The sequence below is a fragment of the Marinobacter similis genome (genome assembly GCF_000830985.1).
GTDB classification, from domain to species: Bacteria; Pseudomonadota; Gammaproteobacteria; order Pseudomonadales; family Oleiphilaceae; genus Marinobacter; species Marinobacter similis.
The window spans coordinates 795,777-819,726 of the sequence record NZ_CP007151.1 but is presented as its reverse complement, the minus strand read 5'-3'; the positions used below and the strand labels follow the sequence as shown (position 1 = coordinate 819,726).

The 23,950-nt window shown below is 56.9% G+C and carries 18 protein-coding genes and 8 pseudogenes; 13 read left to right on the top strand and 13 right to left on the bottom strand.

Annotated features, from left to right (window positions below; translation table 11 throughout):
* Window positions 1-13 precede the first annotated feature (13 nt).
* The 4 genes and pseudogenes from AU14_RS03725 to AU14_RS20495 all read right to left on the bottom strand — a co-directional run bounded on the left by AU14_RS03725 (window position 14) and on the right by AU14_RS20495 (window position 2,547).
* Window positions 14-685: an ATP-binding cassette domain-containing protein gene (locus AU14_RS03725; protein WP_041339030.1), complete on the bottom strand. Its 672-nt coding sequence runs from the start codon at window positions 683-685 to the stop codon at window positions 14-16.
* Window positions 678-1,426, bottom strand: a pseudogene (locus AU14_RS03720) (ABC transporter permease). The gene AU14_RS03725 and the pseudogene AU14_RS03720 overlap by 8 nt, the downstream one beginning before the upstream one ends.
* A gap of 105 nt (window positions 1,427-1,531) precedes the next feature.
* On the bottom strand, window positions 1,532-1,876 hold the full coding sequence (locus tag AU14_RS20500; protein ID WP_236744358.1) for a hypothetical protein: 345 nt from the start codon (window positions 1,874-1,876) through the stop codon (window positions 1,532-1,534).
* A gap of 23 nt (window positions 1,877-1,899) precedes the next feature.
* On the bottom strand, window positions 1,900-2,547 hold the full coding sequence (locus AU14_RS20495) for an ABC transporter substrate-binding protein (RefSeq protein ID WP_236744357.1): 648 nt from the start codon (window positions 2,545-2,547) through the stop codon (window positions 1,900-1,902).
* Between the two features lie 187 nt (window positions 2,548-2,734).
* On the opposite strand from AU14_RS20495, the pseudogene AU14_RS03710 reads away from it, so the two are divergent.
* Window positions 2,735-3,410, top strand: a pseudogene (locus AU14_RS03710) (response regulator).
* 66 nt (window positions 3,411-3,476) lie between these two features.
* Here AU14_RS03710 and AU14_RS03705 read toward each other — a convergent pair.
* From AU14_RS03705 to AU14_RS03695, 3 genes and pseudogenes are all read right to left on the bottom strand, one after another.
* A pseudogene (locus tag AU14_RS03705) lies at window positions 3,477-5,698 on the bottom strand (NahK/ErcS family hybrid sensor histidine kinase/response regulator).
* On the bottom strand, window positions 5,685-6,845 hold the full coding sequence (nosP, locus tag AU14_RS03700) for a nitric oxide-sensing protein NosP (RefSeq protein ID WP_169745955.1): 1,161 nt from the start codon (window positions 6,843-6,845) through the stop codon (window positions 5,685-5,687). The pseudogene AU14_RS03705 and the gene nosP overlap by 14 nt, the downstream one beginning before the upstream one ends.
* Before the next feature lie 251 nt (window positions 6,846-7,096).
* Window positions 7,097-8,205: pseudogene (locus AU14_RS03695) on the bottom strand (porin).
* 252 nt (window positions 8,206-8,457) lie between these two features.
* On the opposite strand from AU14_RS03695, the gene AU14_RS03690 reads away from it, so the two are divergent.
* A complete protein-coding gene (locus AU14_RS03690) occupies window positions 8,458-9,381 on the top strand; it encodes a DMT family transporter (RefSeq protein WP_041339025.1) in 924 nt (307 codons plus the stop codon).
* Window positions 9,382-9,399: 18 nt separating this feature from the next.
* Here the strand turns inward: AU14_RS03690 and AU14_RS03685 are convergent, their stop codons facing one another.
* Entirely contained in the window at window positions 9,400-10,269 is an 870-nt protein-coding gene (locus AU14_RS03685; protein WP_041339022.1) for a bile acid:sodium symporter family protein, read from the bottom strand.
* Window positions 10,270-10,377: 108 nt separating this feature from the next.
* Window positions 10,378-11,787 carry a WS/DGAT domain-containing protein gene (locus tag AU14_RS03680; RefSeq protein WP_041339018.1) on the bottom strand — a complete coding sequence of 470 codons (1,410 nt, stop codon included), beginning with the start codon at window positions 11,785-11,787 and terminating at the stop codon, window positions 10,378-10,380.
* Window positions 11,788-12,122: 335 nt separating this feature from the next.
* Here AU14_RS03680 and AU14_RS23155 point away from each other — a divergent pair.
* Together AU14_RS23155 and AU14_RS03670 are read left to right on the top strand one after the other, a co-directional pair.
* A pseudogene (locus tag AU14_RS23155) lies at window positions 12,123-13,045 on the top strand (alpha/beta hydrolase).
* 72 nt (window positions 13,046-13,117) lie between these two features.
* On the top strand, window positions 13,118-13,867 hold the full coding sequence (locus tag AU14_RS03670; protein WP_041339015.1) for an FFLEELY motif protein: 750 nt from the start codon (window positions 13,118-13,120) through the stop codon (window positions 13,865-13,867).
* A gap of 17 nt (window positions 13,868-13,884) precedes the next feature.
* Here AU14_RS03670 and AU14_RS03665 read toward each other — a convergent pair whose 3' ends face one another.
* Window positions 13,885-14,163, bottom strand: coding sequence for a polyhydroxyalkanoic acid system family protein (locus AU14_RS03665; protein ID WP_041339013.1), 279 nt, complete (start codon window positions 14,161-14,163; stop codon window positions 13,885-13,887).
* Window positions 14,164-14,289: 126 nt separating this feature from the next.
* Between AU14_RS03665 and ubiE the strand changes: the two genes are divergently transcribed.
* The 3 genes and pseudogenes from ubiE (at window position 14,290) to ubiB (ending at window position 17,360) form a co-directional block, all read left to right on the top strand.
* Window positions 14,290-15,081 (top strand): bifunctional demethylmenaquinone methyltransferase/2-methoxy-6-polyprenyl-1,4-benzoquinol methylase UbiE, encoded by a 792-nt coding sequence (gene ubiE / locus AU14_RS03660; RefSeq protein WP_041339010.1) that lies wholly within the window; start codon window positions 14,290-14,292, stop codon window positions 15,079-15,081.
* Window positions 15,081-15,722 (top strand): ubiquinone biosynthesis accessory factor UbiJ, encoded by a 642-nt coding sequence (locus tag AU14_RS03655; RefSeq protein ID WP_041339007.1) that lies wholly within the window; start codon window positions 15,081-15,083, stop codon window positions 15,720-15,722. The genes ubiE and AU14_RS03655 overlap by 1 nt, the downstream gene beginning before the upstream one ends.
* A pseudogene (ubiB, locus tag AU14_RS03650) lies at window positions 15,719-17,360 on the top strand (ubiquinone biosynthesis regulatory protein kinase UbiB). The gene AU14_RS03655 and the pseudogene ubiB overlap by 4 nt, the downstream one beginning before the upstream one ends.
* 26 nt (window positions 17,361-17,386) lie before the next feature.
* Here the strand turns inward: ubiB and AU14_RS03645 are convergent.
* Together AU14_RS03645 and AU14_RS03640 are read right to left on the bottom strand one after the other, a co-directional pair.
* Window positions 17,387-18,160, bottom strand: a complete 774-nt coding sequence (locus AU14_RS03645) for a TPM domain-containing protein (RefSeq protein ID WP_052471956.1) — start codon at window positions 18,158-18,160, stop codon at window positions 17,387-17,389.
* Window positions 18,160-18,777: a LemA family protein gene (locus AU14_RS03640; protein ID WP_052471955.1), complete on the bottom strand. Its 618-nt coding sequence runs from the start codon at window positions 18,775-18,777 to the stop codon at window positions 18,160-18,162. The genes AU14_RS03645 and AU14_RS03640 overlap by 1 nt, the downstream gene beginning before the upstream one ends.
* 225 nt (window positions 18,778-19,002) lie before the next feature.
* Between AU14_RS03640 and AU14_RS23655 the strand changes: the two genes are divergently transcribed.
* The 4 genes from AU14_RS23655 (at window position 19,003) to AU14_RS03625 (ending at window position 21,791) form a co-directional block, all read left to right on the top strand.
* The gene (locus AU14_RS23655) at window positions 19,003-19,344 is read left to right on the top strand and encodes a GNAT family N-acetyltransferase (RefSeq protein ID WP_407942845.1); all 342 of its coding nucleotides are present in this window, start codon (window positions 19,003-19,005) and stop codon (window positions 19,342-19,344) included.
* A 67-nt stretch (window positions 19,345-19,411) separates the two neighbouring features.
* Window positions 19,412-19,939, top strand: coding sequence for a DUF6998 domain-containing protein (locus AU14_RS03635; RefSeq protein ID WP_236744354.1), 528 nt, complete (start codon window positions 19,412-19,414; stop codon window positions 19,937-19,939).
* An 18-nt stretch (window positions 19,940-19,957) separates the two neighbouring features.
* Window positions 19,958-20,353, top strand: coding sequence for a hypothetical protein (locus AU14_RS03630; RefSeq protein ID WP_041339004.1), 396 nt, complete (start codon window positions 19,958-19,960; stop codon window positions 20,351-20,353).
* Window positions 20,354-20,603: 250 nt separating this feature from the next.
* Window positions 20,604-21,791, top strand: coding sequence for a sensor histidine kinase (locus tag AU14_RS03625; protein ID WP_407942844.1), 1,188 nt, complete (start codon window positions 20,604-20,606; stop codon window positions 21,789-21,791).
* Here AU14_RS03625 and rlmF read toward each other — a convergent pair.
* Window positions 21,784-22,715: pseudogene (gene rlmF / locus AU14_RS03620) on the bottom strand (23S rRNA (adenine(1618)-N(6))-methyltransferase RlmF). The gene AU14_RS03625 and the pseudogene rlmF overlap by 8 nt on opposite strands.
* A 150-nt stretch (window positions 22,716-22,865) precedes the next feature.
* Here rlmF and AU14_RS03615 point away from each other — a divergent pair.
* A complete protein-coding gene (locus tag AU14_RS03615; protein ID WP_041338998.1) occupies window positions 22,866-23,216 on the top strand; it encodes a RidA family protein in 351 nt (116 codons plus the stop codon).
* Between the two features lie 105 nt (window positions 23,217-23,321).
* A pseudogene (locus tag AU14_RS03610) lies at window positions 23,322-23,943 on the top strand (glutathione S-transferase).
* Window positions 23,944-23,950: the final 7 nt, after the last annotated feature.

Here is a 23,950-nt window from a genome sequence, read left to right as displayed (position 1 = left end):
CGGTGAACGGCAGTCAGCGGGATGGGCTTTCCAGACTCCGAAGCTTCCCGAGAAGCCCATCAATCAAACCCGATTCTTCGACTGCATCATCCCACTGTAAACGGGCCGGTTTACCATCCAGATACCAGAGGCGGTTTGCCAATATCTCTGCATCCCCGCCATCATGGGTAACACAGATCATCGCCATATCCGGATGCGAATCCAGAAGCCCGGCTATCAACGCCTTGAGCTCACCGGACATTGCCGGATCCAGAGATGCAAACGGCTCGTCCAGTAGCAGCAAGTCCGGCTTTACAGCCAGACATCGTGCCAGGGCCGCCCTTCTGGCCATGCCCAGGGAGAGCTGGTCCGGCAAGTAGTGGCCGTAACCTGACAAACCTACCTGCATCAATAAGCTCTCGGCCTCCTGGTCACTGGCACCAACCAGCCTCAGATTCGAATCCAGACTCCGCCACGGCAGCAGGCGATGTTCCTGAAACAGGTAGCCCACCCGCAGTTGGTCGCGACCGACAACCGACTCTTCTGGAACCGACTTGTCGAGACCGGCAATCGCATTAAGCAGCGTGGTCTTGCCAATACCTGAGGGGCCCATTAGGCAGATGCGGTCACCGCGTTCGATGGTCGCAAAAACCTCCCCAAGCACCGGCTGGCCAAAATCTCGGCGTGCGATTTTGAGCTCAAGCATGGGCAGCCTCCGGCTGACGCCAGCGGCTGGATCGACGCTCCAGGGGTTGCAGGATAGCCAGTTCGATGAGTTGGACAACGCCGATAAATGCCAGGCTGTAGGCGAGAATGGTGGCCACGTCGAACACTTGAAAAGCCATGTGCAGCTGGAAACCAACGCCGCTGGAGCGACCGAGTAGCTCCACCACCAGGACGATTTTCCAGATCAGGCAAGGCCTCCTCTGGTGGCTGCCATAACGTAAGGAAACAGCTGTGGCGCCCAAACTTCACGCAACCTTTGCCATCGGGTGAACTCATAGACCGTGGCCATTTCTTCTAGCCGGTAGTCGAGGCTGCGCGCGCCTTCCCGAACCGTGACCGCAACGTTTGGCACTTTGTTGAGAACCACAGCCATCACGGCAGCCACTTCCACCAGACCAAACCAAACATACATGAGGATGATGGTGACCAAGGCTGGCAGGTTCAGAAAGAGCACTAGTAAGGGATCCAACAGGGCATTGGTGGTTTGTGAGCGCCCCATGAAGATGCCGATGGCGCTGCCAATTGCCATGGCCAGAATAAAGGCGACTACCACACGCCCAAGGGTGGCGCCCAAGTGGTGCCAGAGTTCTCCCGAAGCAGCTTCCCGAACCAAGGTATCCAGAACACTCGGGGGCGTTGGCAGAAGGGGCGATTGAAGCAACCAGGCAACCAGTGCCCAGAGCAGAACAAAGGAGGGCAGAGCTATCCAGTAGCTCCACAAGGGCGGCCGACCGGAGCGGCCTTTCACCGCGGTCTCCGGTAAAACAGATCAACCGGCATAAGGTCACCTGACTCGGCGCCAGTTAGGGTCATCAAACGCCGCAGGTCAGCGATGCGCTGGTCTGTCTGCGGCGCTGGAGTACCGGCAACAAAGCCCTCTCGCAATGCCGAGAAAACACCGTCCTCCGGATTGTTCATCAGAGGGCGCAAGCGCTGCAGGGGGAGTCACCTTTCGCCAGTTCAGCTTTGGCTGATCCAGGGAAGCTGCGAAACCATCGATCAGCAAGCCGTGGTCTTCCGCCCAGTTGGCGGGAAAAACATAGCCAAGAACCGGCAGGTTGCGGTCCAGATCCAATTCAGTGAGCAAGGCAGACATGGCGAACGCCGATCGCCAGCTGCCCTCACCTTGGAGACGGGCCGCGAAATGCCAGTAGGTGACGATGACATCCACTTGCCCACGTTTTAGAGCATGGTTCAACAAAGGCGGAGCTGCGAACTGAAGTTCGGCGGATTCTTCGAGGTCGATTCCCTGCCGCTGTGCGACCTTCTTGAGCAGTATCCAACCTTGCTGCTCGGCCCGCCGGCAACGCCGATGCGTTTACCCACCAGATCCGCCACCGAACGGATCGTTGAGGTTTCAGCGACAACGATATCGCCAATCTGGGAGGAGAAAGGGACATAAAGGTAGGGCGTGCCGGCCTGGAATCGCGACTGGGCCCACAAAAGGTCGGCCACAGCGCCGTCCACAGAGCCGCTGGTGACCGCCAGTCTGGAAGCCGGGAGGTTGGCAACCGGTTTCAATTCCAGCCGGTAGCTATTTTTCCGGTCCAGTCCCCGGTGCCGGATATGGTCAAGCTCCCAATGAGCAGTGCCGAATTGCAGCACGCTGATAGACAGCACGGGTAAGTCGGAAGCCTTTTCTTGGGCATGAACATTGCCCGTGACAGTAATGAGAATACACACCAAAGCTGCCGTTCCCTTTTTGATCCAGGGAGCGACACGATAGGGTCGTGAGACAGGCGTTATTGTTGGTTGTAGGCTCATACGACCACGATACGAAGCCCACGGCTCGGCAAGAATAGTACTTTGGTGCCTGTTTTTTGGTGCGATGGTCGCATTCAACGTGAGACCAAGATGGCGTGTAATGAAACCATCACAATAATAAACAGAGGATCGGAACCGACTCCGGCGATTCTCTGCACAGGAGGCCGCCATGCTGAGCGAGCTCGATGCCGCACTGTCTTCCGAAAACCGCTATCATGATTCGGAAGCCATTCCCGATACTGAAAACAAACAGGTAGACCCATCCATGGAGCCGGCTTACAAGATTCTGATTGCCGACGACCACCCGTTGTTCCGCGAAGCCATCAGCAGCTTATTGCCTCTGGCTTTGAAGGCAGCGAGATCATCGAAACCGACGATCTGGACAGCGCCCTGGACATCACCCGCGACAACGATGACCTTGATCTGATTCTGCTGGACCTCAACATGCCTGGCATGCATGGCCTGAACGGTCTGATCACGCTGCGCAATGAGGCGCCCAGTATTCCTGTGGTGATCGTGTCCGCTGAGGAAGATAAGCAGGTGGTGCTGCAAGCCATTACCTACGGCGCGATTGGCTTTATCACCAAGTCGTCGCCCCGGGCCCAGATGACCGAGGCGATCCAGCAGATCCTCAACGGCAATGTCTACCTCCCTCAGACATAATCCGCACGAGCAATGAAAGCCGCCAGCGGCGCAGCCGGAACGACGACAACCCCGTTTCACCGGAACTCCTGAACTCCCTGACCCGCCGCCAGCTTTTGGTGCTGGAAAGGATGTCCAAGGGAGAATCCAACAAGCAAATTGCCTACAACCTCAATATTGCTGAAACCACAGTTAAAGCGCACGTTTCGGCGATCCTGCGCAAGCTCGGGGTTCACAACCGGGTTCAGGCCATTCTGTCCGCTAGCGATGTTGATTTCAGCCAGTACCTCAAACGCTAAGATCTCAGGTGAAGGGGGACCCAGTCGCCCTTCGCACCTCACCTCATTTTAAGCCGGGCACCACGCCTACCTCTGGCCCCGCATTACATGGTGCAAAATGCTGCGTAATTTCAGCGGCTTCAACGGCTTATTGATCAGCATGTAACCCAACGCTCGAATCCGTTGCTTTAGCTCATTGGAGTAATTGGCCGTGATCATCAACACCGGCGCCGGGGTGCAACGCCGCCGGTTTATCTCGCCAACCACGTCAACACCGTTCTCATCATTGTCCAAGTGATAATCAGCAAGGATTAGATCCACCTCACTGGTCTCAATGGCCAGTTGCCGCTCAAGGTCAACCAGGGAAACCGCCGTGACCACCTGACACTGCCACCCTTCCAACAAAGTCTGCATGCCTTGGCAAATCGAGCGATCGTTGTCGATCACCCATATACGGACTCCGTCCAGGTCACCATGCAGCACCGGAAGGGACGCACTCGCAACCGCTCTCGACGGTTGCAGCTGCCCCAGGGGCACCCGAACGCTGAACACAGACCCCTTACCCTCAACCGAAGACACCTGCACCTCATGGCCGAGCATTCGGGAAATCTTGTCCACGATAGCCAGGCCCAACCCCAAGCCCTTGTCAGCCTGGGCACCGGCGGGACTAATGCGTTTGAATTCTTGAAAAATTTCGGTGAGTTTATCTTCCGGGATGCCAGGCCCAGTATCCCAGACCTGCAGCAGGACATGATCTGTATGGCGGCGGCAACCGAGTAGGATGCGCCCGGTGCGGGTGTAGCGAATAGCATTAGTCAGAAAATTTCGGAGAATACGAGCCAACAACTGGGAGTCAGACTCCACCACCGCCGAGCAGGGCACAAAATCCAGCCTCAGGTCTTCGGAAAGCGCCATCTGCCGAAATTCCCGTGCGATGTTGTTGAGTAAATCGCGCAGATCAAACGCCGTTACATCCGGCTTGATGACACCAGCATCCAACTTGGAAATGTCGACCAGAGTGCCGAGCAGATTCTCCACATCATCTAACGACGTACTCACTGAACGCACCAATCCCTCGGCCTTCGGACCAAAGCTTTGCTCCAGTAGCGAGCTGGTAAACAGCCGGGCGGCGTTCAACGGTTGCAGCAGATCGTGACTGACCGCCGCCAGGAACTTGGTCTTGGACATGTTCGCTCGTTCAGCTTCAAGCTTTGCGTCACGCAATTTGTGATTCAGATTGGTTAACGCCGCGGTGCGTTCGTTAACCCGGCGCTCAAGGTCATCGTAGGCCTCCTCCAGCGCCAACGCGGTCTTTCGCCGATCCGTAATGTCCCGGATCAGCACAAAGAAACCGATGATGTCGCCGAACTCGTCCAAGTTGGGCACGTAAGAGCGGAGCATGTAGCGCACCTCGCCATTCTCCCCGGTCTCTTCCAACTCAAACGTGACATTATGCCCGTCCATCACCTCCATAATCTGGGGCAGCAAGCGCTGGTAGAACTCAGAGCTGTGTATCTGATCCAGACGTTGCTCAAGAACGGGCACGCCCCCTCTTCCGTACCAAGCCTCGTAGACCTTGTTGCAGAACTGCACCCGCATATCAGAACCAACATAGGCGATCAGGCTGGCACATGATCGGTGACCACCCGGATCCATCGTTCACTTTCTTCCAGTGCCTTAATGCGGCGGATCATTTCGCTGTTTTTAACGTCGGTGATATCGGAATAGAGCACGACCAAGCCACCCTCACGGGTGGCACGTTCGGTAACTTGAACCCAGCGCTGATTAGATAGCAGGAACACCGAGCCTTCGGGATCGTCGTGATCATGCTCTTCGACGATCAGGCCGTTGGCCTCGGCACGAGTCTTGACCTCCTGAATGCTTGCTCCCGGTTCCGGCGCCGCTATCCCGGCATCACGCCAATAACTGCGGAAACGACTGTTGCTCTGTATCAATTTATGGTGACTGTCGAACAGGACAAACCCATCGGCAATGCTTTCGATCGCATCGCTGAGCCGCTGACGAGTGGTTTCGGCTTCTTCCCTGGCCCAATTGACAGCCGTATGGCTAGCCTTGAGCTCCTCCAGAGCATTATTCAAGGCATCGGTCCTCTCCCGGACCTGTTCCGCCAAAATTACCGAATGTTCGAACGCAGCGTAGGGCTCCGGCTTGTGGGCAGTACCGGACTCCACCCGCACAATCAGGGCGTCTCGAATCCTTCGCAAGCGCTGGTTTTCTTGCAACAGCGCCTCGATTTGGCGGTCTTTCGTCTCGTCGGTCGACGGCGGGTCTGAGTCAGGAATGGGCATCAGGTTGGCCAATCACCACCCCCGTAAACGTTTGATTGATGTGCATTCCGTCAAACTGCTCACCGTAGGTGTTAAATCCGATCACCCGATGATGCCGCATAAATTCGGACACGGCGGCCAGCTCCCCGGTTAATTCTGCTTCCAGGCGGCGCAGGAAACAGTCGCACCCAATGGTGATCAAAGGCGTTCCTACTACCCGCTCGGAGGCTTCGATCTGATGTCGAACACTGTCAAGCAGGCCTTCCGGCTCCATCGCGGTCATCACGATCCCAGTTTCAATGGCACAGTAAAAAGTAAGGCTGCCATCCGGATTTACCCGCTGGATCGAACGGACAAAGAAATGGCCGCCAATTTTCACCCCCAGCGGGCGCAGGGCGAAGATTTCCCGGTCCAGCTCTTCCACCCGAACCCCAACAACCCTGGCGTACGCCTGGGCTGCCGGCTCGGCATTGAGTTCCTTCACCGTGCGACGCTCGGAACAGGCGTCTGTCACTACCAGCTTTTCGCTGCGATCAACCATGTGATGGGTGGAGAACACCCGAAAGTCCAGCGGCGTATTCACCAGCATCACGGTAGCCGCACCGGTGTGAAACCGACCGTCATAAAACACGTGGGTATTGGCCAGGCGCTCGTCGTCGCCTGCTGAGCCGCCAAACTGCGGGATGGTTCCCAGCGCCGAATTGAGTGTAGCCAGAACAAGCTCTTCCCGGCTGGACAGGCCATCAAGCAAGGTAATTGCAAAGGTGTTGCCTTTAACCGGCGCAAGACCGGCGTCGCGACAGGTCGCGAGCAAGCCATTGATTACGCCTTGGGCATCTTGCAAGGAAAAGCGATCCAGGGATGAAATCAAGGCACAATCGATAGCGAAATAGCGTTGGTCAAACCCGATGGCGGTAATGCAACCGCGTCCGTAACCTTCGGGGGTGATCTCGCCGGCCGAGGTGCACCCGCAAATGCGAACACCGGGAAACGCCGTCTCTAGCGCGGGCCCCAGTTGTTTCAGTTCGTATTCCGCCGAACAAAAAAATAGCACACAGCCGAGATAGTCGTGACTGAGCTGAGCCTCCAACTGACTGGCTGCCAGGACCGGATCGCGTAAGTTAACGCTGGCAGTCCGAACAGCCGACGGGACCGTCTCTGAGCTCATAATCACCGGATCCATAGGTCGAGGTCTTTGTTCCGATTCTACGGAATCCGGATAACCTGCCAATGCGACTTCCGTGCTTTTTATTGGCGCGCCGAAACTTAGGTAAGTCATTGATAAAATTACCCTCTTAGCCGACCGCAGCTGACACTGCCAGCTGCGGCGTGGGTAAAACGACACTTAAGTCGTACGTCGGCCGCCCCGAAAAGCCAACATCGGCTCCGGTCTCAGCTGCTGCGCCGATCAGAGCCGACTCAGAACATCACGACCGCTCCCAGTGCCAGGGTATCGATATCGGCTGCATCAGCACCGGTGGACTTGGTGGATTGCTCGAACATGTTGTATTCCGCCACCAGCTTTAGGTTGCTGTTCACGCTGTGGAACAACGCCACCGAGGTATTTTCTGTCTCATAGTCAGCCTGATCGGAATCAGTCTCGCCATAAGACAGAACCAGGCGATTGGCGCCAAGGGTATAGGAACCCTGGACCAGGAAGCCATCGGCATCCTCCTCGGAAATAGGCGCTGCCGTGTCACTGATCAGGACCGGCACGTCACCTTCGGAAGTGAACCCGGAGCCACTGAGCGAAAATCCGGCCGCTGACGCCCGCAGGCCATAGCCCAGCCCTGTCGAATCCACCGAACTGGTATCGTTTTCAGACTTTTGGGAGCGACCATTGAGCCAGCCAGTCAAGCTGACACCACTGAGATCAGCACTGTAGGTGACTTCAGCTTCAAACCTGGGCGCTGATTGTTCAGAACCAGCCCCGGGCGTGGTATTGGCCGGCTCGAAAATACCCACCGCCACGTTTAAGCCACCCATTTCTGGCGATCGATAGGTAATTTGCGCCGAGGGATTGGGGTAAGGGTAACCGGTCCGGATGTTGCCAAACGACACCCCGGTTGCGGCACCCGGAGAACCAAAGCCCATCAGGATCTCGTCCTGAAATATATTGGAACGGGAATAAAGACCGAAGTCTTTACCAATCAGCACCTGACCAAAAGATCCGTCCACGGTGGCATACAGCTGACGCACATCGATGGCAGTATCGGTTGGCGACTGCAGCTGTCATTGATCGTGCTCCAAAATGAAGAACGCCCCCCAAGCGTCAGCTCACCCATTTCCTTGCTGAAATTGAAGCCTACTGTGTTCGGCAAGAAGCCCATTTTGACGTCTGAATTGCGGGTATCTGCCAGCTTGTCGTCCCGATTCACATAGAAAGCATTGAAGTAGCCATCCACCGAGAAGCTGGTGCCGCCCTCGTTGTAAACTTCAATGGCTGCCTGGGCGCCAGCACTGGCTCCCAACGTCGCTGAAATGGCCAAGGCCAAAGCTGCTTTTCGGATATTGTTGTTATTCATAATTCCCCCGGTTGTTGTTGGAAATCTCGGATCAGGGCCGCGAAAATCCGACCCGAGGCGCAATCTGGCGCCCGAATTCCATAGTCGGAGAAGCACAACCAAGGGAAAATGGCACAAGGGAATTGATTACCTGCTCATTTGGGAGGGGAGTAATTCGCCACTTTGGCAGTACGACCTGGCAAGAATCGGATGGCGGAACCGGTTAATGCCGGCTAGCCTTGGTCGTTCCAAATAATTGATAAGGCAGCGCATATCGTGACATCTCCAATCAGTCTGACCATGGGTCTCCGGGAATGGACACTGCTGTTGGTGCTGTCGCTGCTATGGGGTGGTTCGTTCTTCTTTGTCGGCGTTGCCGTCCAGGACTTACCGCCACTAACCATTGTGGCCCTTCGGGTATCGCTGGCCGCGGTTGGGCTCTGGTGCGTGGTGCTGATCCTGGGCTTACGCCCTCCCAGGCAATGGCAAGTTTGGCTGGCGTTCCTGGGCATGGGTACCATCAACAACGCCATTCCGTTTTCACTGATCGTCTGGGGTCAGACCCAGATTGCCTCGGGCCTGGCCTCCATCCTTAATGCCACCACGCCGCTGTTTACCGTGGTGGTGGCCACCTGCCTGCTGACGGACGAGCGCGCAACGCCACTCAAGGTGCTGGGTGTGGTGATCGGGTTCCTGGGCGTGGTGGTGATGATCGGGTTGCCGGCTTCCTCTGAGCCCACGCCTTGGGTGCCACAGCTGGCGATTCTATGTGCGGCGATGTCCTATGCGTTTGGCGGGGTGTATGGCCGGCGTTTCAAGGCCCTGGGGGTTCATCCGATTCTGACCGCCGCGGGCCAGGTCACCGCCTCGGGCCTGATCATGATGCCGATTGCCATGAGCCTGGAGGGCACGCAGGCGCTCAGTACAGCAAGTGTGCAAAGCTGGGGTGCCATTCTGGGACTGGCGCTGTTCTCAACGTCCCTGGCTTACATCATCTATTTCAAACTGCTGGAATCGGCCGGCGCCACCAACCTGCTACTGGTCACTCTACTGGTCCCCGGGTCGGCAATTCTGCTGGGGATTCTGTTCCTGAACGAGTCGATCACGGCGACCCAGCTCGCGGGCTTGGGGCTGATTGCGCTGGGGCTGTCTGCTATCGATGGCCGGCTCTGGTCCCGCGTCGTTGCCGCAAGACTCTAGCCCAACCGAGATAACCGCTTACTGGTGCACCGGCACCAAGCGGCGGCCCATGGCAATCAGGATGCAGCCGAAGCCATACATCAGCACGCTGTAGACCACTGCCGGTATCGACATTTCGCTGGATTCCAGCAGGGTCAGCGTCACCATCAGGGCGATGGTGCCGTTCTTGATGCCCAGCTCCACGGCAATGGCCAGGGACTCTCTCTGGGACAGGCCCGCCAGCCGGCTTAGCCCCAACCCAATCACGATTCCGGCCAGATTCAACAGGAACGCCGCTGGTCCGGCCTGGGCCAGCAACTCCGGCAACCGCTCCCGGGAACCCCACAGCAGGGCGATGATCAGCAGCAGTAAGACAAATCCGCCAAAGATGCTAACCATGCCCTCGGCTTTCTGCGCCTTCGCCGGGGCCTTGGTGCGAATGAACATGCCCAGGGCCACGGGCAGCAGCACGATCACCACCAGCATGGCGATGGTCTTGCCCACCGGCAGCGAGATGTTCGCGGCTTCACCGAAGTACATCTGCAGAGCGTAATTGGTGAAAAATGGCAGCGTGATGATGGTGATCAGGCTGGCAGACACCGTCAGCAGAATCGACAGTGCGATGTGGCCGCGGGCCAGCAGGACGAACAGATTCGACGTGGTTCCCCCCGGACAGGCGGCAATGATAACCAGGCCAACCGCCAGCGCCGGCGCCAGGCCAAGAAAAGGTGCTATGGCAAAAGCCACCAGGGGCATCAGCAGGATCTGGGCAATGGTACCGACCACGATGCTGCGGGGGTTGCGAGTAACCTGGCCGAAATCCCGCAGGGTCAGCGTGAGGCCAATGCCCACCATGATGATAAACAGTGAAATCGGCAGGCCGATCGAAATCAGCGGACTGGTCTCCACGTTGAGACTCCTCGTTATTGTTGTTGGTCGGGCCCAGCGGCGTGACATCCGGAGTCTAATCGAAAGATCTGCCCCAGAATGTAAACTTTTTGACAATTCGCTTCGAGGTCAGTGTCCTTGCGGGAAGCGCTGGAGCTCTTGCAGGCAGTCGGCCAGGAACTCACCGGGATCGGCCATGATCGCCTCGTCGGCAACTACCCCGAACTGGATCTGGCCAGCGTAGCTGACAATGCTGACGCCCAGGCCGATATCACCGGCCTGGGGTACCCAGAACATTTGTTCGGTAATGCGGCAACCGGCCATGTAGCGGGGTTCTGGTGTGCCCGGAACATTAGATACCACCGCGCTGGCCTTGCGGTAAAACACATCAGCCACCGGCTGGCGCCAGGGCTCTGGAATCGCCGAAGCGCTGGCCACCAGCCCCCAGGCGATACCAGGCTGCCAGCTCTTCTTCAGCCGCCGGGTTTCGTGTTTGATCCGGTAAAGTCGCTCCAGCGGACTCTCACCGTCCACCGGCAAGGGCACGAACACAGTGCCAAAATAGTTACCGAGGGAGCCGGGCTCCGGTTGCAGGTCGGCCGGCAGTCTGGACCGGATATCCACCGGCACTGCCGCGTGCAGCACGGCATCATCAAGTTCGGCCGCCTCGATTCCAAGCCGACCGCGAACCGCCGCGGCAACACAACTGAGCAGGACATCGTTAATGGTGACATTGGTGGCATCCGCCACCGACCGGAAGCGCGCCAGGGCCACCGGTTCCGACCAGCGACACTGACGCCGGCCCAGCAAAGGCCGCTTCAGATCGGAGGGCGTATCCGCCGGCTCAACCAGGAATTCGCTGACCTCATTCAGCAATCTCAGACCACTGGCAGCGACACGCTCCAGCGATCGCCCTGCCTGCTGCATCCGGTCTGTTGCCGGGGCTTCCGGCTCGTCGTCACTTACCTCACCCCGGGTCGCGGTTCCGCTCGCAATCAGCCGCTCCAACCAGGCCTTGGCAGCGACGCTCCAACGAGCCAGTTGTGGGGTTTCAGCAGCGCCGTACAGCGCGGGATGCTGCTGTGGTGATGGCGGACACAGCCGATCGAAAATGCCCAGCAAGGACAGGCCATCGGCGTAACAGTGATGCAGACGGAGGAGGAGCGCGGCGCCGCCCTCGGCATTGGGGGCCAGCCAGAATTTCCAGCGCGGGCGGTACAAGGGAAGAGGCTGATTCAGGCGCGCCGAAATCCAATCCTGGAGGTCGTCGGGGCTGAACCGGTCGAGAACGACATCCAGATGGTGTTTGAGATCGAACACCGGGTCCTGCTCCCACCACCAGCCGGGCGAGCGCTGAACAGGCATGAACCGGAAGCGCTCCCAGGCCAGCCAGTACACCTGCAGGAATTCCCGCAATCGGGGTGCCGTGAGGCCGTCCACCCGCATCATGACCGTGATGGTCATCGGGTTTTCTGGCCGTTCCAGAGCCAGCCAGGCCGAATCCGCAGGCAAAAGAAGATGCGATTGCTCGTGACTCAAACCTGGGCGTCCCTGGGGAAATGGATGAAGCTACGTAAAAACCGAACTCCGCATTGTGCCAGACAAGTAGCAGCGTCTCCATCGACGGTGTCATGCACAAGATTACAAATGGTTACCAGTTGACGACTTTTCGGCCTAAACTTTGGCTAAATACCGGGTCAATCGTTACCAAATACCACTAAAGACTCATCGATTGGCCCCAGACAAGCGTAGATACTGTTAACTGTGCCAATACAAACAATGCGGATTCGGGGTACAACAGACTGTAATACTGAGTTTCCAACAGCGTCCAACACTAATAACAGGCCAATACCACGCTGGTCGGGAGAGTAACAATGAAAGCGAGCCATGTTCGCAAACTGATCAAGCCCATCGAAAACGCTTATTCAGAGATGTTTTCCGGCCGCGTGTATCGCGTAGGCAAGGGCGCTGTTTCAGTACGCAATCACAGTGGCAAAGCCCAGGCGACCGTAGTCGGTGTACACGGATTCCTGGAAAACCATTGTTACTTCACGCAGGCCTACGAGGCTCCCACCACCGAACTGATCCTGCTGACCTGTAGCAACTACCACATTCCTGTAAACGGCGTGACCCCGGAAACACCCCACTGGGAAGTGCCGATCAAGCACCTCGAAGGCACCATTGAATACGATGCCTGCATCCTGAACCAGGCGCTTGCCAACCTTCCGACCACCCAGAACATCCGCATCCACGGGCATTCCCGGGGCGGAGCGGTGATCCTGGAGCAATGAATCAGTGGCCGGAATTATATGAAGATGTGGAAGTGGTGCTGGAAGCCCCGGTACTGCCTCAAGCCAAAATTCACGCTCTGGTAACTACCTTGTTGGAGCCGGTCAGCCATGGCATGTGGCCCTGGCTGATTCGCCTGATCAACTCAGCGCCCTCATCTGCCTACGGCCAGACCTTCTTTGGCAAGATGAACCCGCGCAAAAAACAGTTGCTGAGCAAACTGTTCTCAGCGACCAAAGACCATCTGACCATTGTTCGCAACATCGAGAACATCATGGAATGGATGGAGCGCACGGACACCAGTGTGTACAACAACATCCGCCATGGCACCTTTCTGATTCCGGCCGTGGATCGCATTCTCGACCGCACCGCCATGCTCGCCAGTGCCCGTCACAGCCCGACCACCATGCGCATAATCGAAACCGAGGCACCAAGTCACTTCATCACTCTCGACAGCAAGGAATGGCTACCCGGTCTCGAATCCCTGCCGGAAGCCGCCCAGGGCTAGTGTCCTGCGGGCGAAGCTTCGTTAAACTACCTGGCCTCTGTCCCACGGCTAGTTAAACGGAGCCAGTTCCTCATGTACCGCGAGCGCCTTGTCGCCACCGAAGTCAGCACCGACAATGGGCGCCTGCTTCGTCATCTGTTGCTGGAATATCACGATTTCCGCCGACACAAAGCCGCGCATCCGCTGCTGGCCGATACCTTTGAGGTCGCCGACTGGCAGGCGCAACGGCTGAAAACCACCCATCTGGATCTGTACCAGCACCCTGGCTATCACACTGGCCTCGAGTTTCTGCTGTCCGATCTGTACGCTCCTTCCGCCATGACCGGCCGGGACGACAACATCGATCGGGTCTTTCCAAAAATGGTGAAATGGCTACCGGACCACCTTCTGGGCACCCTGGCAGGCCTGGTGGAGTTAAACCTGATTACCCAGCAACTGGACCTGGAGCTGGCCGAACAGCTGCGCGAGGCACAGATCCCCGCCGACAACCTGACCGTGGCCCAATATTGCGAAGCCTTTCGCCAGAGCCGGCAACTGCCGCTGCGTGAGCGCCAGTTGGCACTGATTGAGGATGTTGGTCTGCAACTGGACCGCTACGTGCGCAACCGGACCCTGGGCTGGCTGCTATCCATGAGCAGGACTCCGGCCGAGATGGCCGGACTCGCCGACCTGCACGGGTTTATGCACCGTGGCTATACGGCCTTTCGCGCCATGGACGATGTCGATTCACTGATTGAACGACTGGTGAGCCGGGAACAGCGGGTGATGGATAACATCCTTGCAGGCCACCCGGAGCCGTTCCGGCTACCGGCCGATCTCTGACCCGAGCTAGAACAGCCTCAGGCCTTCAGCATCTGGTCAAGTTGGGAGTTGATTTCCTGTTCGATCCGGGATTTGAACGGGCGGAGCATCATGCCAAGCTCAAGATGAATGTGCAGGTCGGCATGACTGATTTCGAGCTGACCTTTAACGCCGCTGCGCTTGAATCGAAGCAGATCCCCATCCCACTCGTAGTTCACGTCGAACTGTTCGGACAGATCTTTCGCCAAATTTTCAGCAGCTTCCCGAGCGTGCTCCTTGTCCAGTGTGTGCGGACGGCGTACATCAATAACGGACATAAATCAGTTTTCTCTTGGAAAATGGAAGGTTTTATAGTTTAGGGCGCTATTAAACTCGCCGCCACCCTTGTAGCGACCCCGCCAGCGGTTAGAATACGAGGTTCAGATTCAGACAGGATTTCTCTCATGAGCGAGCAGCAAACGCCGGCCAATCAGGCCCAGAACAGCCAGGGCCAGGATGACGTCACCCATTTCGGTTTTCGGGATGTACCCAAGAGCCAGAAAGCGAGCCAGGTGGCGGACGTATTCCACAGCGTAGCTGGCAAATACGACCTCATGAACGACCTGATGTCCATGGGCATTCACCGCCTGTGGAAACGCTTTACCATCGAACTTTCGGGTGTGCGCCCAGGTCATCAGGTGCTCGACATTGCCGGCGGCACCGGCGATCTCACCATGAAGTTTTCCGACCTGGTGGGTCCCTCCGGCAAGGTGGTGCTGGCCGACATCAATGCATCTATGCTGAAAGTCGGCCGCGGCCGGCTGGTGGATCGCGGCTACGCAGGCAATATCGAGTATGTTCAAGCCGACGCCGAACACTTGCCGTTTCCGGACAACAGCTTCAATGCCGTGTCGATTGCCTTTGGCCTGCGCAATGTCACCGACAAGGATCAGGCGCTGCGAGACATGGCGCGGACTCTCAAGCCCGGCGGCAAGCTGATGATCCTCGAGTTCTCCAAGCCGACTAATCCGCTGCTGAGCAAGGCCTACGACACCTACTCTTTCACCGCCCTGCCACTGATGGGCCAACTGATCGCCGGCGACAGCGAGAGCTACAAGTACCTGGCCGAATCCATCCGCATGCATCCCGATCAGGACACTCTGAAGGGCATGATGGAAAACGCCGGCCTGGTGGGCTGCAAGTACTACAATATGACCGGCGGCATTGTCGCCCTGCACGTGGGAATCAAGCCCTGATGTTTCCCGGGCCGACCCTGCTCGCCGCCGTCACCGCCATCATCGAAGGTGCGCTGAACCAGGCCCTGGAATTTGACCCGGCAGGCCGGCAGGCGTTGCTCTCGGCTTTGAATGCACCGGTCCGGGTCACCATTACCGCGCCTCTGGCGTTGGCCTACACATTGCACACCACCGGTAATCGGGTGCAGGTCAGTAGCCAGCCCCCGGAAGCGCCGGGGCTGGAAATTCAGGGCAAACCCATTGCCCTGGCTGCGCTCGCGCTCGGCGATGATCGCGTCTTCAGCGATGGCCGGTTGCAGGTAGAGGGCGATACCGCGCTGGCGCACCAGCTGCAACGCGCCCTTGACCAACTGAATCCGGATTGGGAAGCGGCCATGGCTCGCCACATTGGCGATGTGCCCGCGCATTTCCTGGGCCAACGGGTTCGCGGTGCCGTGAAGTGGAGCCGCAATGCGTTCCAGGCGCTGAACGCGAACATCGAGGAATACGTACACGAAGAAAGCCGCGCCCTGCCCGGCCGGCGCGAACTGGAAGCCACGTTCGCGGATATTGACGACCTCAACCTTCGCACTGAACGCCTTGCCGCGCGCATCGACCAGATTGGCAACCGCGCCCCTACTGACGAACCGGAGACCCCGTGACCCGCCTGCAACGACTGATCCGAATCGCCTGGGTGTTCTGCCGGTACCGGCTGGATACGTTTTTGCCCCTGGCGGAGTTGCCGGCACCACTGAAGGTGTTTTTCCTGCTCGCACCCTGCATCTGTTCCCCAAGCCCAAATTAGACCGGGGCGACCGGCTGCGGCTGGCCCTGGAAGAACTGGGCCCGGTGTTCGTGAAGTTCGGCCAGATTCTGTCGACCCGGCGCGACCTACTGCCGGATGACATGGCCGAGTCCCTGAAAAACCTGCAGGACCGGGTTCCCCCCTTCCCCAGCGACGTTGCCCGCAGCATCATTGAGACCTCGCTTGGGGCCCCGGTGGCGGAGCTGTTTCAGGACTTCACGCCAGATCCGATTGCCTCAGCCTCCGTGGCCCAGGTGCATGGTGCCACCCTGCCCAATGGTCAGAAGGTGGTGGTGAAGGTTCTGCGTCCGGGTATCGAACGGGTTATTCGCCAGGATCTGGCCCTGATGTACCTGATGGCCGGGCTGCTGGAGAGATACTGGTCCGAAGGCCGGCGCCTGCACCCGGTGGAGGTGGTCGAAGACTACGACTCCACCATCCACGACGAACTCGACCTGCAGCGCGAGGCCGCCAACGCCAGCCAGTTGCGCCGTAATTTCGAGAATTCGTCACTGATTTACATCCCCTTCATTGACTGGGACTACACCCGCAAGTCAGTGCTGGTGATGGAACGCATCCACGGCATCCCCATCGCCGACGTGGCGGCCCTGAAAGCGGCCGGCGTGAACATGAAGGTGCTGGCCGAAAAAGGCGTGGAAATCTTCTTTACCCAGGTATTCCGGGACAGTTTCTTCCACGCCGACATGCATCCGGGCAACATCTTTGTGGACGTGAGCAACCCGGCCGATCCGAAGTACATTGCCATCGATTTCGGCATAGTTGGCACCCTGGCCCCGGACGACCAGAGCTACCTGGCGCGCAACCTGCTGGCGTTTTTCCGCCGGGACTACCGTCAGGTCGCCGAACTGCACGTTCAGTCCGGTTGGGTGCCGCCGGATACCCGGGTCAACGAGTTCGAAGCAGCCATCCGCACTGTGTGCGAACCAATTTTCGAGAAACCGCTGAAGGACATCTCATTCGGCCACTTTCTGCTACGCCTGTTCCAAACTGCACGCCGCTTCAATATGGAAGTGCAGCCCCAGCTGGTTCTGTTGCAGAAGACACTGCTGAACGTGGAGGGCCTGGGGCGTCAGCTTTACCCCGAACTGGACCTGTGGAGCACCGCGCAACCGTACCTTGAAAGCTGGATGCGCCGTCGGATAGGCCCGTCCGGACTGATCAAGTCACTGCAAACGCACCTGCCTCCTGGCTGGAGCAGTCCCCTGAGATGCCGCAACTGGTGCACGATGCCCTGCTGCAGCTGCGCCAGTCCGGCCCCACCGAACAACAGAATCAGGCTACACTGGAGCTACTTCAGGAACAGCAAAGGCGCGCGGAGCGCCGCTGGCGACGCGGCCTGACCGCCGTTGTGCTGATCGCCGTGGCGGTGCTGGGCACCCAACCAGAGGCCCAGGCCTGGGTCGCTGATGTGCCGATCTGGAGCTGGGTACTGCTGGCCGGCGCGGGCGGCCTGGTGCTGCGCGGTAGCCGCTAACCGATCATCGATTCAGCAATGAGAATTCAGGATTCACAAAAATGAAAGATTCCCCCGATAATGTCGACAACCCTGACTGGCTGGCCGCCGCCAAAGCCACCACCACCGAAGCCGCCGCCACGGCCGCCCATGGCACCACCCAGCAGAGCTGCTCCTAACAGGGCTGCGCCACCGCGCCCACCACGGCCACCGCGACTGCCGATAAAGAACACCACGGCCATCATGATGAAGAACAACAGCGCGACCATACCGGCGTTGGGCTTCTCCTGGGCGACACCTGTTTTCTGGCCCTGGGGAACTGCCATCGGTTCACCACCGAGAACCTGGATCATCGCGGCTGCGCCGTTGAAGATACCGGCCTGGAAATCCCCCTGACGGAACGCCGGGGTAATAATGCGATTGATGATCACCGATGAGTCGGCATCAGTGAGCCGGCCTTCAAGGCCATAGCCCACCTCAATGCGGATTTTGCGTTCTTCCTTGGCCACAATCAGCAGAGCGCCGTTATCCTCGCCCTCCTGACCGATACCCCAGTGCCTGCCCAACTGGTAGCCAAAATCCTCAATGGGAAAGCCCTGAAGGTTCGGCAGCGTAACTACCACAACCTGTTCAGTGCTGGTTTGCTCGTGGGCCTGAAGCATCTTGCCAAGGCGCGCTTCGACCTCAGGAGAAAGTATCTCCGCCTGGTCGACCACCCGGCCGGTCAGTTCGGGAAACTCGGGCGTTGACTGTGCCCATACAGCAGCCGGTAGCAATACCAATAACGCTAACAGCATGCTTTTGTGGAACTTTGCAATCATCAGAATTCCACCGCAGGCGCTTCATCGGCATTTTCCGTAGTGGCTTCAAAGTTGGCGCGGGGCTCCAGATCGCTGTACAGGATGCTGTGCCAGATTTTACCCGGGAAGGTGCGCAGTTCGGTGTTATAGCGCTCCACCGCCTGGATGAAATCACGCCGCGCGACAGCAATACGGTTCTCCGTACCTTCAAGCTGTGACTGTAAGGCAAGGAAGTTCTGATTCGACTTCAGGTCTGGATAACGCTCAGACACCGCCATCAGCCTGCTCAGTGCGCTGCTTAGCTCACCCTGAGCCTGCTGGAACTGCTGCAGTTTCTGGGGATTGTTGAGAATGCTCTCGTCTACCTGAATGGACGTGGCCTTGGAACGCGCCTCAATGACTGCTGTCAGGGTTTCCTGCTCCTGAGCCGCGAAGCCCTTGACGGTTTCCACCAGGTTGGGAATCAGATCCGCCCGGCGCTGGTACTGGTTTTCTACCTGGGACCAAGCAGAGGTGACTTTCTCATCGTAAGTGGGAATGTTGTTGATTCCACAGCCACTGAGTAACAGAACCAGTGCCATCAGCGGCGCCAACTGCCAGACAGTCCGCTGTTGAAACGGTTTATGAAGGATTCCCATAGTGCTTTTCCCGGTGGTGAATACATGAAAAAGGGAAGATGCCGTACGATCAGGCCGAGGCATCGAACTACCTTCTAATTGGGGGTAGGGCCAGTGTTTTCAAGGTGGCCAGCGTATCCTTAACCTCGTTTCCTTTGCTACCCGCGTGTCCATCATGGAAGCTTGGTTGGAGGTGGAGTCTGCGGTTATCGCCATGGCAAGTTCCTTCTGGAGCCAGCCGCGCAAGTGGGACGTCCTTGTGCTCAGGGTTTTGGTCTCAACCTGGTATTGCTGAGGGGTGAAAATACACCAATAGGCATGTGCGGCTTAGTAAAAAGAGAAGGATTAGAATTCCCAGACTTAGGTTATGCACTTTTACCTGAATTTTGTGGGAAAGGTTACGCAAGTGAGGCAGCTAAAAAAGTTCTGAAATACGAGATGAGCAAGCACACTTTACATACTATTTTAGCTATTACTTTTCCGGATAACCTACGATCAAATCTCTTACTGGAAAATATAGGTTTCTGTATGAAAGGGACCGTGGAATTATATGGTTTACAGAATAATCTCTATGAGTTTCAGACCTAGACCGCTAACAAGCACATGCAGTGGATTGGTTCCGCTGTGCTTCACCAACCACTGACGCAAGCGTTAAATGTCTATAATCGATCACGATAAATTCCGGGGCTTGGTCACCCAGCTCTATGCCACGGTCAATGAGTTGGAGGCCATGTTCCCGGGCAGGCACTTTACTCCCGATGGTCACATGGTTGGCAGTTTGGGTGAATGCCTCGTGGCCGATGCATACAATCTTGAGCTGAAAACAGCGTCCAACAAAGGCTATGACGCGGTCACCGAAACCGGCGTGGAAGTAGAGATCAAAGCTACGCAATCCAACTCTGTTGCATTCCGGAGCCAGCCGCAGCATGCGATCATCATTAAGATCTTGCGTGACGGTACATTCGAGGAAATCTATAACGGGCCAGGAGCCTTGTTTGGGAGCAGTTCAAAGGTAAACGGCTACCGAGAAATGGCCAGTTTCAAGTCTCTGTCAACAAGCTCCGGCAACTCAATCAAACCGTGGTTCAATCGGACCGTGTGCCGAGGGCCATTTGACAAGGCGCATCAGTACGCGGTCGGTGGCCGCCGGACGTCCCTGACGGGCCGCTTAGCTCCGCGTTAGGCGCCATAGGAGCAATTGATGCTTACGGTAGTCACTTTAAAGGCATTGGTGATTTGGGCCAGCATCCTTGTTCTAGCGGCTGCCAATGGAGCGCTGCGTGAGTTTGTGCTTATCCCGGCGGTCGGAACCCCGACCGCACTCGTGCTGAGCGGGTTGCTGCTTTCAATCTTGATCATTGGTGTTGCGTACTTATCGCTTCCTTGGCTGCAAATTAGCCGTCCCGTGCAGATCTGGGCCGTTGGGTTGGGGTGGCTCGCGCTCACACTCGTTTTTGAGTTTTCGTTTGGGCTCTGGCAAGGCAAATCGTGGCCCGAGTTGCTTGAGGCCTATACGTTCAAGGATGGCAACATCTGGCCTGTTGTTCTCGCGGCAACGGCCCTTGCACCGTACGTTGCCGCTCAGTTGAGGGGTTGAGCGTACTGCGCCCAACCCCTCAATCAAGTTCTCAAATAGATGAGAACGGGAAGTTATTCTCGGGTAACCTCGACTACAGTCATTTTAACTGCAAAGAGGCATCGGCGAGTTGGAACACCTACATCATCCGAATAAAACAGATAAGAGCGGTGTCGCAGCTGCCTATTTTGATGCCCAGAGGCGTTTTCTTGATCTTTTTCTGAGACGCCATCTGTCCCAACTGTCTCAACAGGACTTGCGTCGCGGCCGGGTGATGGTGGCTTTGTTGATCTTCGGCACATTGGCAATGTTCGCCATGGCCGTCGTGCGCTTGTCTACAGAAGGGATTGGGACAGTCTCCCTGGTGGCGTGTTTCGGGGTATTCGCCCTTATTGCCAGCCTCGTGTTCTTTGTCCGAACGGGCAAAAGTGGGGCGGCTGGCGACCTGATGATTCTCAGTGCTATTGCCGCTATCTTCATGACTGCTATTTATGACAACGGGCTGCATTCCCGGGTGCTCACCTGGTTGCCTACGTTGCCGCTGATTGCCAATTTCACCTCAGCCCGACTGACGGCTATGCGAACGACCCTGCTCGCGTTGTTTGGGCTGCTGATGCTATTGGCGGGCCATCAAATGCAGTGGATTGCTAGTAGCTACCCGGACGAGTCGTTGTTCGGGCGTCTTGCAGCCGGTTTTGGTTCCATGCTTTTTGTCTCGGCCATTGCCTATGCCTATGAAGATTCCCGTCGCCAGGCCGATAAGGAAAGAGACGCCCTGAGTCGTACCAGGAGTGATTGGGTGAGCATGGTCAGTCATGAGTTGAGAACGCCGCTTACTTCCCTTTACGGCGGCCTCAAACTGCTGGCCAATGGCAAACTGGACGAGCAGCCGGAAAAGCAGCAAACATTGCTGAAGATGTCGACCCGCAATACCGAGCGACTCATTGGCCTGGTTAACGATGTTCTGGACGTAGAGCGATTGTCCGAAGGCCACTTTGAGCTGAATCTGCAAATGATTGATCTGGCGGACGTGGTCGACGAAGCAGTGAAAATCCAACAATACCTGGCTGACGAACGAGGCATTTCACTGAGCACCCGGCTCGAGCCTGCGTCGTCGGTAATGGCCGATCCTGATCGTCTGTTACAGGTGGTACAGAACCTCTTGTCCAACGCCATCAAGTTTTCTCGTGCCGGTGGTGAGGTGGTGGTCCATCTGGCACCGTCAGAGGAAGGGGTTATGTGCACCGTAGAGGATGAAGGGGAGGGCGTGTCAGAGGCATTCAGCGACCATCTGTTTGAACGCTTCGCCCAGGAGACGTCCGACACACGTCGACGCTCTGGCGGCTCCGGGCTCGGTCTGTACATCTGCAAGGGGATTATTGAGCTGCACGGTGGGCAAATAGGTTACCGGCCCAGAGACACCGGCGGCAGCGAGTTTTTCTTCACCCTGCTCAGATGAAGGTCCAGGCCAATACCCTGGTGATCTTTTTTCCCTGCTTCATCGCTATTTCCCGCACATCAGTTGCACCGAGCTTTCGAATCAACTTCTTCGCAGGCTTAACGTTGTCGGCTTTTGAAACCAGGCTGGTGAACCAGCGGCATTGAGTTGAATACTGCTGGCTTTCTCTTATTAGCTTTTTAAGAAACAGCTGCTCGCCGCCCTTGCACCAAAGCTCTGCCCCCAGCCCGCCAAAGTTTAGAGTAGGGGATTTGGTTTTTGCTTTTCGTTCACCGCGACTACGGGCAAGGTTGTCGAGCTTAAGCTGGCTGCCTTTAAGTGCTTCATCGAGTGAGGCATGAAACGGTGGGTTGCACACGCTGATGTCAAAGAATTCTCCGGCTCGGATGATCCCTTCAAAGATATGGTTTTTATCGTGCTGCGTGCGCAGCGTGAAGCGGTCTTTGAGTGAGGGATTGTTGGCGATAATCGCGGCTACGTTCTCAAGCGACTCAGTGTTAATGTCACTTCCCACGCACTGCCAGCCGTAAATCTGGCAAGCCAGTAGCGGGTAGATTCCGTTTGCTCCGGTGCCTATATCGAGCAGTTTGATGCTGGATTGTTCAGGCCCGAGCAAGTCCGCCATGTGATGGATGTAATCGCTCTGCCAGGAATTGGGGGACAAAGCGCACCCTCTGGAATATCCCAATCGACAATGTTGTAGTATCGGTTCAACAACGCGGCGTTGAGAGTTTTTACCGCCAATGGGTCTGCGAAATCGATGGAAAGGTTGCCATGAGCGTTCGGTTTCACGTGAGGGGCTAGTGCTGGGTGACTATTTACGAGGCCTTGGAAGTCATAGCCCTGGTTGTGTAAATTCCTCGGGTGCAGACCTTTGCGCGCAGGCTTGGCTTGGCTTTTTTCACGTCGATGCAGGGTGCTCACAGTAATAGGCCCGAGGCTTGGAATTCTGAAATAGAGAAGGTCTGGCTTGGTCCGTGATTATATTCTTAATGCAGGTGCTGGGCATACCCGGCAATTCGAGGATCGTGAGAGCCTCGGGCTGTATATTCATTTCCCCAAAAGGCGACAGCAATGACTATTGAGCGCATTTCCACCAATAACCGCATGAGCAAGATCGTAAAACACAATGGTACCGCCTATCTTTGCGGCCAGGTGGCCAAGGACAGGAACGGTGACATTCAAACCCAGACAACCGGGATGCTGGAGAAAGTGGACGAGCTGCTGGAGAGTATCGGTTCCGGCCGCGACAAAATTCTGTCTGCAACCATCTATCTGGCTGATATGGCCGACTTTAAGGCCATGAACGAAGTATGGGATAACTGGGTACCTGAAGGCGAAGCTCCAGCCAGGGCTTGTGTGCAAGCGCAGATGGCGTCTCCTGAGTTGAAGGTCGAAATCTCGGTAGTGGCTGCGACTTCCTGACCCCGAAGCGCCGTCCGATTTATTACCTCAGTTAATTCAGCCAGGAGGCTCGCCATCACTGTCGCACTGCATCGTTTGTACTCCTTCCGTCGTTGCCCCTACGCTATGCGTGCTCGCCTCGGCATCTTGTTTGCCGAGTGGAAGGTGGAGCTACGGGAGATAGTGCTGAAAAACAAACCGGCGCAGATGCTGGCGATCAGCCTAAAGGCACGGTTCCTGTTCTGGAACTGGCTGAAGGGGATAGCTCCGGGCGACTCGTTTTCGAGGAAAGCAGGGAAATATTGGAATGGGCGCTGCAGCAGAATGATCCGCACGGTTTGTTAAGCGTCGATTTAGCAAGCGCTGGCGCCCTGATCGAGCGTAACGATGATGAATTTAAACTCTGGCTGGATCGCTATAAATACGCTGATCGCCATCCAGCACTAACTCAGGAGGAATACCGGCATAAAGGCGAGGTGTTTTTGAAGGAGTTAGAGCGCTTATTAGCTGAGAACAGGTATCTCCTGGGGGAAAACATCAGCATTGCTGATATTGCATCATGCCGTTTGTACGGCAGTTCGCCCATGTCGATCGAGAGGTATTTTACAGCCTGCCTTATCCGAATCTGCAGCGATGGCTGAGAGATTGGCTGGAGCACCCAATATTCAAGCAGGTCATGGTCAAGTATCCGCCCTGGCAGGAAGGTGATGATCTGGTGGTGTTTCCAAGCGACAGCCGCCAAAACTGAACACCTA